General features: G+C 74.5%; 1 protein-coding gene. It reads right to left on the bottom strand.

Features of this window, described 5'->3' with window-relative positions:
• Window positions 1-88: 88 nt before the first annotated feature.
• Complete coding sequence (locus ACZ6AA_RS33695; RefSeq protein WP_471462297.1) at window positions 89-15211, bottom strand: type I polyketide synthase; 15123 nt, start codon at window positions 15209-15211, stop codon at window positions 89-91.
• Window positions 15212-15270: the final 59 nt, after the last annotated feature.

Below are 15270 nucleotides of genomic sequence, written 5' to 3'. Positions count from 1 at the left end.
GTCGTGGGGTGAGGAGAGGGGCGGAGGGGAGCCCCGGGGCGGGCGGAGGGGGCGGCGCGCCCCTACGAGCCCCGGCGCGGGCGGCACGTCATGAGATCCCGAACTCCTTGCTGATGAAGTCGAACATCTCGTCGTCCGTCGCGGACTCCAGCTCGCTCGCGACCTCGGCGTCCTCCTCGCCGTCCTGGCCCCGGGTGCACCGGTCGAGCAGCACCCGCAGCCGTTCGGCGATGGTGGCGAGGTCGGTGTCCGACGGCGTGCTCTCGGCGAGGCCCAGCTCCAGGGTGTCGAGCTGGGACAGGAGAGCCGCCGGGTCGGCCCCGTCGGTGCGCAGTTCGGCCTTGAGGTAGCCGGCGAGCGCGACGGGGGTGGGGTGGTCGAAGACGAGGGTGGTGGGCAGGGGCAGGCCGGTGGCCGTGCCGAGCGCGTTGCGCAGTTCGACGGCGGTGAGGGAGTCGAAGCCCAGCTCGCGGAAGGCGCGGGCGGGTTCGACCTGCTCGGGGCCCCGGTAGCCGAGGACGGCCGCCGCGTGGGTGCGTACCAGGTCCTCGAGGAACCGGTCCCGCTCCGGTTCGGACAGCGCGGCGAGCTGCCGGGCGAGGTCCGTTCCGGTGCCGTCGGCGCCGTCGCCGGGTCCGGCCGTGCGGTCCCGCAGGGCGCGGGCCTCGGGCAGGTCGGCGAAGAGCGGGTTGGGGGTGAGGCCCGGGCCGCCCGCGAGGTACTGGTCCCAGTCGATGTCGGCGATCACCGCGGTCGGCGCCTCGTGGCCGAGGGCCCGGCGCAGCGCGGCGACGGCGAGGCGGGGCTCCATGGGCGGCACGGCGCCGCCCCGCAGCCGCTCGGCGGCCACCGCGTCGGCGGCCATGCCGCCACCGGCCCAGGCGCCCCAGGCGATGGAGGTCGCCGTGAGGCCGTGCGCCCTGCGGTGCTCGGCGAGCGCGTCGAGGGCGGCGTTGGCCGCGGCGTAGCCGCCCTGTCCGGCGCCGCCGGAGAGTGCGGCGAAGGAGGAGAAGAGCACGAACGCCGACAGGTCGAGCCCGGCGGTCAGCTCGTGCAGGTGCCGCGCGGAGCGCACCTTCGCCCGGAAGACGGTCGCGAGGCGCTGTGCGTCCATCCCGTCGATGACGCCGTCGTCGAGGACTCCCGCCGTGTGGAACACCGAGGTGAGCGGCGCGTGCGCGGGGATGTCGGCCAGGACGCGGGCGAGGGCGTCCCGGTCGGCGGCGTCGCAGGCGGCGATGGTGACCTCGGCGCCCGACTCTTCGAGTTCGGCGCGGAGTTCGGCGGCTCCGGGCGCGTCCGGGCCGCGCCTGCTGGTCAGGACGAGGTGCTGGGCGCCGTGGGCGGCGAGCCAGCGTGCGATGTGGCCGCCGACGGCTCCGGTGCCGCCGGTGACAAGGGCGGTGCCGTGGGGTGTCCACGCGGTCCGCCCGTCGGGGGCGTCCCCGCCCTGCCCCTCGCGCACGAGGCGGCGGGCGAACACCCCGCTGCCGCGTACGGCCAGCTGGTCCTCACCGGCCCAGCCGCCACCGAGCGCACCGGCGAGCCCGGCGAGTTCCCGCGCGTCGGCCGCCTCGGGCAGGTCGACGAGGCCGCCCCACAGCTTCGGGTACTCCACGGCCACCACCCGGCCGAGACCCCACAGCGAGGCCTGCTCGTGGCCGGGCACCGGGTCGGTGCCGCTCACGCCGAGCGCGGCCCGGCTGCCGAGCCACAGCGGCGCGCCCAGGTCGGCGGCGTGCAGGGCCTGCACCAGGGTGAGGGTCGCGGCGAGGCCGCGGCTCACCCCGCCGCGTACGACGTGCTCCGACTCGTCGACGGCCAACAGGGAGAGCACACCCGCGAGTTGGCCACCCACAGCATCCGCTTCCTTGCGCAGCCGCTCGGCGAACTCCTCCCGGTCGGCGGCCCCTTCGGTGTCGACGACGACGGTCCGCACGTCGGCTCCGTGCCTGCCGAGCGTGTCCTCGACAGCCGCCGTCCAGGCCGCGTCCGCGCCGCGGTCCGGCACGACGAGCAGCCACGCGCCGTCGAGCCTCGGCGCGGAGGCCTGGCCCAGGGGCTGCCACGAGACGCGGTAGCGCCAGGCGTCCAGCGCGGAGGTCTCGCGCCGCTGCCGCCGCCACGACGAGAGCACCGGAAGCACCTCCCCCAGCGCGGCCACGCCACTGGCCTCGCCCTCGGCGCCCAGTTCGGCGCTCAGCGACTCCAGGTCCTCCCGCTCCACGGCTTCCCAGAAGCGCGCCTCGACCTCGTCGACACCGAACCCGGTGCCACGGGCGCCGGTCGCCGGGGCCGCCTCCAGCCAGTAGCGCTCGCGCTGGAAGGCGTACGTGGGCAGCTCGACGCGGCCGCGGGACCCGGCCCGCGCGTACAGCGGCGTCCAGTCGACGTCGACGCCTCGCACGTGCAGCTGCGCGAGGGCGGTCAGGAACGTGTCCGGCTCGGGGCGGTCCTTGCGCAGGGCCGCGACGAGTCCGGCCTGCGCGGCCGGGTCCGTGACGGTGTCGTGCGCCATCGCCGTGAGCACCGAGTCCGGGCCCAGCTCCAGGAGCGTCGAGACACCGGAGCCGGTGAGGGCGGTCAGGCCGTCGTGGAAGCGGACGGCCTCACGGACGTGACGGACCCAGTACTCGGGGTCCCTGAGCTGGTCGGCTTCCGCGAGTTCACCCGTGACGTTGGAGACGACGGGCAGCTTCGGGTCCTGGTACGTCAGTCCTTGCGCGACCTTGCGGAAGTCGTCCAGCGCCGGGTCCATGAGAGGTGAGTGGAAGGCATGGGACACCTTGAGCCAGCGGACCTTGCGGCCCTCGCCGCGCAGGGTCTCCTCCAGGCCCTCCAGGGCCGTCCGGTCACCGGAAAGCACCACCTGCGACGGCCCGTTCACGGCCGCCACACCCACGCTCTCCGAGAGACCGTCCAGGAGCGGCAGCACGTCGGCCTCGGCGGCCTGTACCGCGAGCATGGCTCCGCCCGCCGGGAGCGCCTGCATCAACCGACCGCGTGCGGCGACCAGTTGAGCGGCGTCCTCCAGGGACCACAGGCCCGCGATGTACGCGGCCGTCAGCTCACCGATGGAGTGCCCGCCCACAATCTCCGGCCGCACCCCGAAGGACTCGGCCAGGCGGTACAAGGCAACTTCCACCGCGAACAGCGCGGGCTGCGCGTACCCCGTCTGCTCCAGCGCCTCCGCGTCCGAGCCGAACATGACGTCCTTCAACGGACGCTCCAGCAACCCATCGAGATGCGCGCACACCTCGTCCAGCGCATCGGCGAACACGGGGAAGGTCTCGTACAGCTCACGCCCCATACCGACCCGCTGGCTGCCCTGCCCGGTGAAGACGACCCCGAGACGGCCCTCGACCACCGAGCCGACCACAACACCCGGACCACCGGAGGCAATCGCCCCCAGCCCGGACAGGAACTCCTCGCGCCCCTCACCGAGCACAACCGCCCGGTGTTCGAGCGCCGCCCGGCCGGACAGCAGCGACCAACCGACTCCGACAGGCTCACGGCCTTCGTGCCCGGCGACGTGGTCCCGCAGCCGCTCGGCCTGCGCCCGCAGCGCCTCGGCGCTGCGACCCGACACCACCCACGGCACGACCGTGGTCAGCGGCGCGTCGAGCACCGGCTCAGCCGCCTCGGCGGACTCGACCACCGGCGCCTGCTCGACGATCACATGGGCGTTGGTGCCACTCACGCCGAACGACGACACACCCGCACGACGCGGCACGCCACCGTCCCGCTCGACCCACTCCCGGGCCTCCGTCAGCAGCTCGACCGCCCCGGTCTCCCAGTCCACGTGCGAGCTGCGCTCGTCCACGTGCAGGGTGCGGGGCAGGACGCCTTCCCGCATCGCCATGACCATCTTGATGACTCCGGCGACGCCCGAAGCGGCCTGGGTGTGGCCGATGTTGGACTTGATGGAGCCGAGCCACAGCGGCTGCTCGGCGGAGCGGTCCTGGCCGTAGGTGGCGAGGAGCGCCTGGGCCTCGATGGGGTCGCCGAGCGTGGTGCCGGTGCCGTGGGCCTCGACGGCGTCCACCTCGGCGGCGGACAGGCCCGCGTTCGCGAGGGCGGCGCGGATGACGCGCTGCTGCGACGGGCCGTTCGGGGCGGTCAGGCCGTTGCTCGCGCCGTCCTGGTTGACGGCCGAGCCCTTCATGACGGCGAGGACTTCGTGGCCGTTGCGCTCGGCGTCGGACAGTCGCTCCAGGAGGAGAAGGCCGACGCCCTCGCCCCAGCCGGTGCCGTCGGCGGCCTCCGCGAAGGGCTTGCAGCGGCCGTCGGCGGCGAGGCCCTGCTGCTTGCTGAACTCGTCGAAGGCGGTGGGCGTCGACATGACGGTCACGCCGCCCGCGAGCGCCATGTCGCACTCGCCCTGCCGCAGCGCCTGTGCGGCCAGGTGCAGGGCGACCAGGGACGACGAGCAAGCCGTGTCCACCGTGACCGCCGGGCCTTCGAGGCCGAACGCGTACGACAGGCGGCCGGAGACGACGGCTCCCGCATTGCCGGTGAGGAGGTAGCCCTCGACGCCCTCCGGGGGCTCCACGCCGTCGCCGTATCCCTGGTAGCCGGAGCCGATGAAGACACCGGTCTGGTCGCCCCGCACGGAGGTGGGTGCGATGCCCGCGCGCTCGAACAGCTCCCAGGAGGTCTCCAGGAGGAGCCGCTGCTGCGGGTCGATCGACAGGGCCTCGCGCGGCGAGATGCCGAAGAAGGCGGCGTCGAACTCGGCGGCGTCGTAGAGGAAGCCGCCCTCGGCCTTGTACGCGGCCGCGCCGGAGTTCTCCCAGCCGCGGTCGGCGGGGAAGACGGAGATGGCGTCGGTGCCGTCGGAGACCAGGCGCCACAGGGCGTCGGGGCTGGTGGCGCCGCCGGGGTAGCGGCAGCTCATCGACACGATGGCGATGGGGTCGTCGGCGGGGACGGGGGCGGACGCCGTGGTCGCGGTGCCTCCCGGCTCGCCGTCGCCGACGACCTCGCGGAGGAGGTGGGCGGCGAGGATGTGGGCGTTGGGGTAGTCGAAGACGAGGGTGGTGGGGAGCTTCAGGCCGGTCGCGGACGCGAGGCGGTTGCGCACCTCGACGGCCGTGAGCGAGTCGAAGCCCAACTCGCGGAAGGCGCGCCCGGGTTCGACGGCTTCCGCGCCCGCGTAGCCGAGGACGGCGGCGGCCTGTGCGCGGACCAGGTCGAGGACCGAGCGCTCCTGCTCGGCCGCGGGCAGGGCGGCGAGCCGCTGGGCCCACTCCGAGCCGGTCGCGGGGGTCCGCGCGTCGGGCGCGGTGGCCGTCTCGGGTCCGGTGAGCGCGCGCCGCACCTCCGGCAGGTCCCCGATGAAGGGGCTCGGCCGCACCGAGGTGAAGGCGGGCGCGAACCGCTCCCAGTCCACGTCGGCGACGGCCAGGAACGTCTCGTCGTACGCGATCGACTCGGCGAGTGCCGCGACCGCGCGCTCGGGTGCCATCGCCGTCACGCCGAGGCGGCGCAGCGCCTCCTCGGCGTCCTCGCCGGCCATGCCGCTGCCGCCGCCCCACAGGCCCCACGCCACGGAGGTGGCGGTGAGGCCGCGGGCGCGCCGGGCCTCGGCGAGCGCGTCGAGGTGGGCGTTGGCGGCCGCGTAGGCGCCCTGGCTGCCGCTGCCCCACACGCCCGCGTTGGACGAGAACAGCACGAACGCGTCGAGGGCTCCGGTGTCGAGGAGCGCGTCGAGGTGGGCGGCGCCCGCGACCTTCGCCTCCAGGACATCGGCGATGTCGGCGGCGGTCATCTCCACGAGCGGCTGCTCCTGGCCGACGCCCGCCGCGTGGAACACGGAGCGCAGGGTGCGGCCCTGGGCGGCCAGGTCGTCGAGGAGCCCCGACACGGCGTCCCAGTCGGCGATGTCGCAGGCGGCGACGGTGACTTCGGCGCCGAGCTCCTCCAGCTCGGCCTTCAGCTCGGCGGCGCCCGGGGCGTCCGGGCCACGACGGCTCGTCAGGACCAGGTGCTCGACGCCCTCGCGGGCCAGCCACCGGGCCACGTGCCCGCCGATCGCGCCGGTACCACCGGTGACCAGCGCCGTGCCGCGCGGCGACCACTCCGGCTCCGCACCCGTGCCGGTCTCCAGGGGGGCGCGCACGAAGCGGCGTACGAAGACACCCGTGTCCCGCACCGCGAGCTGGTCCTCGACGCCGGAACCCACGCCCGCACCGGAATCCGAGCCCGTGTGCGCGCCCGCCACGATCGCGGCGAACCGGGAGGCGGCACGTGCGCCGAACGCCTGCGGCAGGTCGATGAGACCGCCCCAGCGCTCCGGGTGCTCCAGGGCCACGACCCGGCCAAGACCCCACAACTGCGCCGCGACCGGGCTCACGTCCCGGTCCCCGCGCCCGGTGGCGACGGCTCCGCTGGTCACCGCCCACATCCGCGCGCCGATCCCGGCGTCGCCGAGGGCCTGCGCCAGGGCGACGGTGCCCGCGAGCCCGACGGACACGGCCTCGTGCCCGTCCTGCGGGGACTCGTCGAGTCCGAGCAGCGACACCACACCGGCCAGGTCCACCCCGGCGGCGCCCCGCAGCCGCTCGACGAGCGTCTCCCGCGTCAACTCCTGGGCGGACAGGTCGAGTTCCACGACCTCCGCACCGGCGAGCGCCAGCGCGTCGCGTACGCCTGCCGCCCACGGGTGCCGCTCACCGCTCTGCGACCGTACGACGAGCCAGCGTCCGGAGAGTCCGGAGGCCGACAGGGCGCCACTGGCCAGGGGCTTCCAGGTGACGCGGTAGCGCCAGCCGTCGAGGGTGGACCGCTCGCGCCGCTGCCGCCGCCAGGACGACAGGACGGGCAGGATCGCGCCGAGCTCTGCGGCGTTCTCGTCCGCCATCTCCAGCTCGGCCGCAAGCTCCTCCAGGTCCTCGCGCTCCACGGCCTCCCAGAACTTCGCCTCCACGTCGGCCACGGCGGACAGCGGCGTGCCGTCGGGCACCCCGTCGTCCGTCAGCCAGTAGTGCTGCCGCTGGAAGGCGTACGTGGGCAGGTCGACGACGGTCCCGGCACCCGGGAAGAGGGCCTTCCAGTCCAACTCGGCGCCGCGCACGTGCGCTTCGGCGAGGGACGCGGCGAGGCGGTCGGCACCGCCTTCGTCGCGGCGCAGGGAGCCCAGGGCCGTGGCGGTCTCCTCGCGCCCGGCGGCCTCGATGGTGGCCTGGACGGGGACGGTGAGCACCGGGTGGGGGCTCATCTCCAGGAACAGGCCGTGACCCTCGGCCAGGAGGCCGCGGGTGGCGTGCTCGAAGAGGACGGTCTGGCGGAGGTTGCGGTACCAATAGCCCGCATCCATGGGGGTGTTGGCGTCCAGCCACTCCCCCGTCAGGGTCGAGAACAGCGGCACCTCGGCCGCCTGCGGGGCCACCCCGGCCAGCGCCTCGCCGATCTGGGCCTCGATCTGCTCCACGTACGAGGAATGCGAGGCGTAGTCCACCGGGATCGTCCGCGCACGGATGTCCTGGGCGACGCACTGGGCGACCAGTGCTTCCAGCGCCTCGGGCTCGCCCGAGACGACGACCTGGGCCGGACCGTTGACGGCAGCGAGTTCGATCCGGCCGTCCCAGGCGGCGATCAGCTCACGCACATCGGATTCAGGCAGCGGCACGGACACCATGCCGCCCTTGCCCGACAGCTCACGAATCGCCAAGCTCCGCAGCGCCACCACACGAGCCGCATCCCGCAGGCTCAGCACACCCGCCACGCAGGCAGCCGCGATCTCACCCTGACTGTGCCCGACCACAGCAGCAGGCTGAACACCCGCCGCTTGCCAGGTGGCGGCCAGCGACACCATCACCGCGAACAACACCGGCTGGACCACATCCACCCGGTCGAAGCTGTCCCCGCTCAGCTCATCGAGCAGATCCCAGTCCACGAACTCCGAAAGCGCATCCCCGCACTCCCGCATCCGCTCCGCGAACACCGGCGACTCGTCCAGGAGTTCACGGGCCATCCCGGCCCACTGCGACCCCTGCCCCGGGAACACGAACACGGCACGTCCGGCGCCGCCCTGTGCCCGCCCCGCCACGACATGCGCGGCGGTCGCGTCGCCCTGGGCCAGCTCGGCGAGCCCGGCGAGGAGCTCGTCCCGGTCCCGGCCGAGGACGACGCCCCGGTGCTCGAACCGCGAGCGCGCGACGGTCAGCGACCAGCCGAGGTCGGTCAGGCCGATGCCGTCGTCGGCGAGGAGCCGTCCGCGCAGCCGTTCCGCCTGCGCCCGCAGGGCGCCTTCGCTCTTCGCCGACAGGGCCAGCGGGACCACGCCGGGGACGACCGACGGCTCGCCGGTCGGGGCGGGGCTCTCGCCGTGGTCGGCGGGCAGTCGTTCCTCCACCGGTGCCTGCTCCACGATCACGTGCGCGTTGGTGCCGCTCATGCCGAAGGAGGAGACGCCCGCGCGCCGCGGCCGCCCCACCTCCCGCGCGGTCCATTCGCGCGCCTCGGTCAACAGCTCGACGGTCCCCGCGGACCAGTCGACCTCGGTCGTCGGCACCTCGGCGTGCAGCGTCCTGGGCAGGATGCCGTGCCGCATCGCCATGACCATCTTCATGACGCCCGCGACGCCCGCGGCCGCCTGGGCGTGCCCGATGTTGGACTTGACGGAGCCCAGCCACAGCGGCTCCTGGTCGGCGGGCCGGTCCTTGCCGTAGGTGGCGATGAGGGCCTGGGCCTCGATGGGGTCACCGAGTGAGGTGCCGGTGCCGTGGGCCTCGACGGCGTCGACGTCGGCGCCGGTGAGTCCGGCACCGGTGAGGGCGGCGCGGATGACGCGCTGCTGGGACGGGCCGTTCGGGGCGGTCAGGCCGTTGCTGGCACCGTCCTGGTTGATCGCGGAGCCACGGACGACGGCGAGGACCTGGTGGCCGTTGCGGCGGGCGTCGGACAGACGCTCAAGGACCAGCATGCCGACGCCCTCGCCGACGCCGAAGCCGTCGGCGCCCTCGGCGAAGGGCTTGCAGCGGCCGTCGGCGGCGAGGCCGCGCTGGCGGCTGAAGGCGACGAGCGTGTCGGCGTTGGCCATGACGGTGGCGCCGCCCGCGAGGGCGAGGTCGCACTCGCCCTGGCGCAGCGACTGCGCGGCCAGGTGCAGGGCGACGAGGGACGACGAGCAGGCCGTGTCGACGGTGACGGCCGGGCCCTCAAGGCCGAAGGAGTAGGAGATGCGGCCGGAGATGACGCTGGTGGAGTTGCCGGTCATCAGGTGGCCTTCGAGGCCGTCGGGGATGACGCGGACGCTCTCGCCGTAGCCCTGGGACGAGGCGCCGACGAAGACGCCGCCCGCGCTGCCGCGCAGCGTGGCCGGGTCGATTCCGGCGCGCTCGAAGGCCTCCCAGGAGGTCTCCAGGAGGAGCCGCTGCTGCGGGTCCATCGCGAGGGCCTCGCGCGGCGAGATCCCGAAGAACACGGCGTCGAACTCTCCGGCGTCGTGCAGGAAGCCGCCGCCGCGCGAGTACGTGGTGCCCTGGTGGTCGGGGTCGGGGTCGTAGAGGGACGCGGTGTCCCAGCCGCGGCCCTCGGGCAGCCCGGAGGTGGCGTCGGCGCCCTCGCCGACGAGCCGCCACAGGTCCTCGGGGCTGGCGACGCCGCCGGGGAAGCGGCAGCTCATGGCGACGATGGCGATGGGCTCGTCGGTGACCGCCGCGACCGGTGCGGCCGGAGCCGCGGGGGTGTCCGTGTCGGCGCCGGTCAGTTCGGACTTGAGGTGGCGGGCGAGGGCGAGGGGGCTCGCGTAGTCGAAGACGAGGGTGGCGGGCAGGCGCAGGCCGGTCGCCTCGTTGAGGCGGTTGCGGAGTTCGACGGCGGTCAGGGAGTCGAAGCCCAGGTCGCGGAAGGCCCGCTCGGTGTCGACCTGGTCGCCGGAGGCGTAGCCGAGCACGGCGGCGGCCTGGCCGCGCACATGGTCGAGGAGCGCCCGCTCCCGCTCGCCGTCGGGCAGCCCGCGCAGGCGCCGTACGAGCGCCGGGGCGTCGCCGCCGGACGTGTCCTGGCCCGCGGCGGCACGCCGGGCGGTGCCCTGGACGAGGCCGCTGAGCAGCGGCGGCAGGTGCCTGCCGTGCGCGGTGCGCAGGGCGGCGGTGTCGAGGCGCACGGGGACGAGGGCGCCGGCGCCCAGGCCGAGTGCGGTGTCGAGCAGGCCGAGGCCCTGTTCGGTGCTGAGGGGGGCGACGCCGGAGCGGGTCATCCGGTCGAGGTCGTCGGCGCTGATCTGCCCGGCCATGCCGCCGCGTTCGGCCCACAGGCCCCAGGCGAGGGAGGTCGCGGGCACGCCCTGGCCGCGCAGGTGCTGGGCGTAGGCGTCGAGGAAGGTGTTGCCCGCCGCGTAGTTGCCCTGTCCGGCGCCGCCGAGTACGCCCGCGACGGAGGAGAACAGGACGAACGCGGCGAGGTCGGTGTCCCGGGTGAGGGCGCGCAGGTTGAGGGCCGCGTCGGCCTTGGGCCGAAGGACGCGGTCGAGCTGGTCGGCGGTGAGCGAGGAGGTGATGCCGTCGTCGAAGACGCCCGCGGTGTGCACGACCGCGGTGAGGGGGTGCTCGGCGGGGACCAGGGCCAGCGCTTCGGCGAGGGCGTCCCGGTCGGCCGCGTCGCAGGCGACGACGTCGATGGTGGCGCCGGACTCCTCGATGTGCGCGGCGAGTTCGGCCGCGCCCGGCGCGTCGGGGCCGCGGCGGCCGAGGAACAGCAGGTGCCGGATGCCGTGTGCGGCGACGAGGTGCCGGGCGACGAGTCCGCCGAGGCCGCCGGGGGCGCCGGTGACGAGGGCGGTGCCCTGCGGGTTCAGGGCGGAGGTCTCGGGGGCCTCGGGGTCGCCGTCGTGTGCGCCGAGGTCGCGGGTGAGGCGGGGGACGAGTACGGCTCCGGCGCGGATCGCGCACTCGGGCTCGCCGTGCGCGTACGCGGCGGGCAGCGCGCGCAGCGACTCGGGGGCGCCGTCCACGTCGGCGAGGACGAACCGGCCCGGCTCCTCGGACTGCGCCGAACGCAGCAGGCCGAGGACCGCGGAGTGCGCGAGACCGGGCAGCGGCTCGTCGTCGGTGACGGCGGCGGCGCCACGGGTCAGGACGACGAGGCGGGCGTCGGCGAAGGCGTCGGCCGCGGCCAGCCACTCCTGGACGAGGGCGAGGGCGTCGCGGGTGGCGGCGTGCACGGAGTCGGCGTCCGGGTCGGCGTCGGCGACTGTGGCTTCAGAGGCGGCTGTGGCTCCGGCCGCGACGACGACACCCGGGACGGACGCGGTGCCCGCGGCCACCGCCTCGGTGAGGTCGGCGAGTGTCGGGTACGCGGTGGCGTCGACGCCGTCCGCGCCCAGGAGGCGGCACAGCTCGTCGGCGTCGGTGCCGTCCGCGCCGAGCACGGCCCAGGGGACGGCCGTTGCGGTGTCCGCGCGGGCCGGGTCGAGGGCCGACGGCCGCACCCAGTTGACGCGGTAAAGGTGGGCCACCCGGGTCCGGCGGGCGGCGAGGCCCTGCCGGACGTCGACGGGCCGGGACACCAGCGAGCCGATGCGTGCGACCGGGGCACCGGAGTCGTCGGCGAGCAGCACGGAGACGGTGTCGCCGCCGCTGCCCGAGCGGGACAGCCGTACGCGCAGGGACTTCGCCCCGTCCGCGTACAGCGCCACGTCGCTCCACGAGAACGGCAGCCGGGGCGCGCCGCCCTCGTCACCGTCGGAGGGGTCCTGCGCGAGGTGCGCCGCCTGGAGCGCGGCATCGAGGAGGACCGGGTGCAGGCCGAACCGCCCGGCCTCGTCGCGCCGTTCCTCGGGGACGCTCACCTCGGCGAACACCTCGTCGCCGAGCCGCCAGACGCCGCGCAGCCCCTGGAACGCGGGGCCGTACTGGACGTCGGCGGCGGCGAACTCCTCGTACAGGCCGTCGATCGCGACGGCTTCGGCGCCCTGCGGCGGCCACTGCGCGAGGTCGAACTCGGCGGCCTCGGCCGGCGCGGCGCCGAGGACGCCGGTGGCGTGCCGGGTCCACGGCTCCGGCTCCGCGCCGTCCGCGTCGGGGCCGCTCTCCGGCCGCGAGTGGAAGCTGAGCGACCGCCGCCCGGAGGCGTCGGCGTCTCCCACGGTCAGCTGAAGCTGTACACCGCCCGTCTCCGGCACGACCAACGGCGACTCCATGGTCAGCTCTTCGACCAGGTCACAGCCCACCTGGTCGCCCGCGCGCGTCGCCAGCTCCACGAACGCGGTCGCGGGCAGCAGTACAACACCCGCCACGGCGTGATCGGCCAGCCACGGGTGCGTGCGCAGCGAGAGCCGCCCCGTGAGCAGATGCCCGTCCCCGCCCGCCAGCGGCACCGCCGCCCCCAGCAACGGGTGCCGCGTGTCACCGAGCCCCGCAGCGGTGACATCGCCCGCCATGAGGTCCGCGTGCAGCCAGTAGTGCTGGTGCTGGAAGGGGTAGGTGGGCAGGTCGACGGTGGCGTGGGCGCCCGGGTAGAGGGCTGCCCAGTCCAACTCGGCGCCGTGCACGTGTGCCTCGGCGAGGGAGGCGGCGAGGCGGTCGGCGCCGCCTTCGTCGCGACGCAGCGAGCCGAGGGTGACGGCGGGGCTGTCGGTCGCGTCGATCGTCGCCTGCACCGGGACGGTGAGCACCGGGTGCGGGCTCATCTCCAGGAACAGCCCGTGACCCTCGGCCAGCAGGCCGCGCGTGGCATGTTCGAAGAGGACGGTCTGGCGGAGGTTGCGGTACCAATAGCCCGCATTCATGGGGGTGTTGGCGTCCAGCCACTCCCCCGTCAGGGTCGAGAACAGCGGCACCTCGGCCGCCTGGGGGGCCACCCCGGCCAGCGCCTCGCCGATCTGGGCCTCGATCTGCTCCACGTACGAAGAGTGCGAGGCGTAGTCCACCGGGATCGTCCGCGCACGCACATCCCCGGCCACGCACTGGGCGACCAGTGCTTCCAGCGCCTCCGGCTCACCCGAGACCACGACCTGCGCCGGACCGTTCACGGCAGCAAGCTCAATCCGGCCGTCCCAGGCGGCGATCAGCTCGCGCACATCGGATTCAGGCAGCGGCACGGACACCATGCCGCCCTTGCCCGACAGCTCACGAATCGCCAAGCTCCGCAGCGCCACCACACGAGCGGCATCCCGCAGGCTCAGCACACCCGCGACACACGCGGCAGCGATCTCACCCTGGCTGTGCCCGACGACAGCCGCGGGCTGAACACCCGCCGCCTGCCAGGTAGCGGCAAGCGACACCATCACCGCGAACAACACCGGCTGGACCACATCCACCCGGTCGAAGCTGTCCCCGCTCAGCTCATCGAGCAGATCCCAGTCCACGAACTCCGAAAGCGCATCCCCGCACTCCCGCATCCGCTCCGCGAACACCGGACTGGAGTCAAGCAGCTCACGAGCCATCCCGGCCCACTGCGACCCCTGCCCCGGGAACACGAACACCGGCCGGACCTTGCCCTTGGCGCCCAGCGCCCGACCGGACACCACCCGCGTGGCCGCCGCGTCCCCCTGGGCCAACGCCTCAAGCCCGGCGAGCAGCTCGTCCCGATCACCGCCGAGGACGACGCCCCGGTGCTCGAACCTCGACCGGGCGACAGCCAAAGACCAGGCCACATCGCCCAGTTCAAGACCATCCTGCGCAAGCAGAAGCTCCCGCACCTGCCCCGCCTGCGCCCGCAACGCCTCCGGCGACTTCGCCGACAACGCCAGCGGGACCACGCCCGACACGACCGAAGAGACCGAGACCGCGACAGCCTCTCCAGCCTCAGCCTTCCCAGCCTCAGCCGTCCCGGGCTCAGCCTTCACAGCCTCGCCGGACTCCGACTCATCAACCGGCGCCTGCTCCACGATCACGTGCGCGTTCGTACCGCTCATGCCGAAGGACGAGACACCCGCGCGCCGGGGCAGCCCGGGCTCCCGCTCGGGCCACTCGCGGGACTCGGTGAGCAGCTCGACCGTGCCCGCCGACCAGTCGACCTCGGAGGTCGGGGCGTCCACGTGCAGGGTCTTGGGCAGGACGCCCGCCCGCAGCGCCATGACCATCTTGATGACACCGGCGACACCGGCGGCGGCCTGCGTGTGCCCGATGTTCGACTTCAACGAGCCCAGCCACAGGGGCTGTTCCTCGGAGTGCTCCTTGCCGTACGTGGCCAGGAGCGCCTGGGCCTCGATGGGGTCGCCGAGCGTCGTGCCCGTGCCGTGGGCCTCGACGGCGTCCACGTCACCGGCGGAGAGACCCGCGTTGGTGAGGGCGGCGCGGATGACGCGTCGCTGGGAGGGGCCGTTCGGGGCGGTCAGGCCGTTGCTGGCACCGTCCTGGTTGACCGCCGAGCCGCGTACGACAGCCAGCACCTTGTGGCCGTTGCGCCGCGCGTCGGACAGGCGCTCGACGAGGAGCATGCCCACACCCTCGCCCCAGCCCGTGCCGTCCGCCGCGTCGGCGAAGGCCTTGCAGCGGCCGTCGGCGGCGAGGCCGCGCTGGCGGCTGAACTCGACGAAGGTCTCGGGTGACGACATGACGGTCACGCCGCCCGCGAGGGCCATGGTGCACTCGCCCTGGCGCAGGGCCTGCGCGGCCAGGTGCAGGGCGACCAGGGACGACGAGCAGGCCGTGTCCACGGTGACGGCGGGGCCCTGGAGGCCGAGGACGTAGGAGAGGCGGCCGGACATGACGCTGGTGGTGTTGCCGGTGAGGAGGTGGCCCTCGACGCCTTCGGGGGCCTGGCGGACGCCCTCGCCGTAACCCTGGTAACCGGAGCCGACGAACACGCCCGCGCGGGTGCCGCGCAGGGTCGCCGGGTCGATCCCTGCGCGCTCGAAGGCCTCCCAGGCGGTCTCCAGGAGCAGGCGCTGCTGAGGGTCCATCGCGAGGGCCTCGCGGGGCGAGATGCCGAAGAAGGAGGCGTCGAACTGGCCCGCGTCGTGCAGGAAGCCGCCGTGGCGGGCGTAGAAGGTGCCCTGCTTGTCGGGGTCGGGGTCGTAGAGGGACTCGACGTCCCAGCCGCGGCCTTCGGGGAGTTCGCCGATGGCGTCGGCGCCGTCGGCGACGAGCCGCCACAGGTCCTCGGGGCCGCGCACACCGCCGGGGAAGCGGCAGCTCATGCCGACGATCGCGATGGGCTCCCTGGAGGCCGCCGCGAGCTGCTGGTTCTGCCGTCGCAGCCGCTCGGTCTCCTTCAGAGACGCGCGCAGCGCTTCAACGACCGTGTCCGAAGGCCTCGTCATGTCCGGCTCCACATCCGTGCTGCGTCCATTCGTGCTGCGTCGGCTCGCGCCCCGGCTCG

It is taken from the genome of Streptomyces sp. NPDC040610 (assembly GCF_055594065.1).
This window is presented reverse-complemented; position numbering and strand designations above follow the sequence as displayed.

Excerpts from the sequence above, each read along its gene's own strand:
- ACZ6AA_RS33695 (WP_471462297.1), bottom strand. The coding sequence starts at position 15,211 with ATGACGAGGCCTTCGGACACGGTCGTTGAAGCGCTGCGCGCGTCTCTG.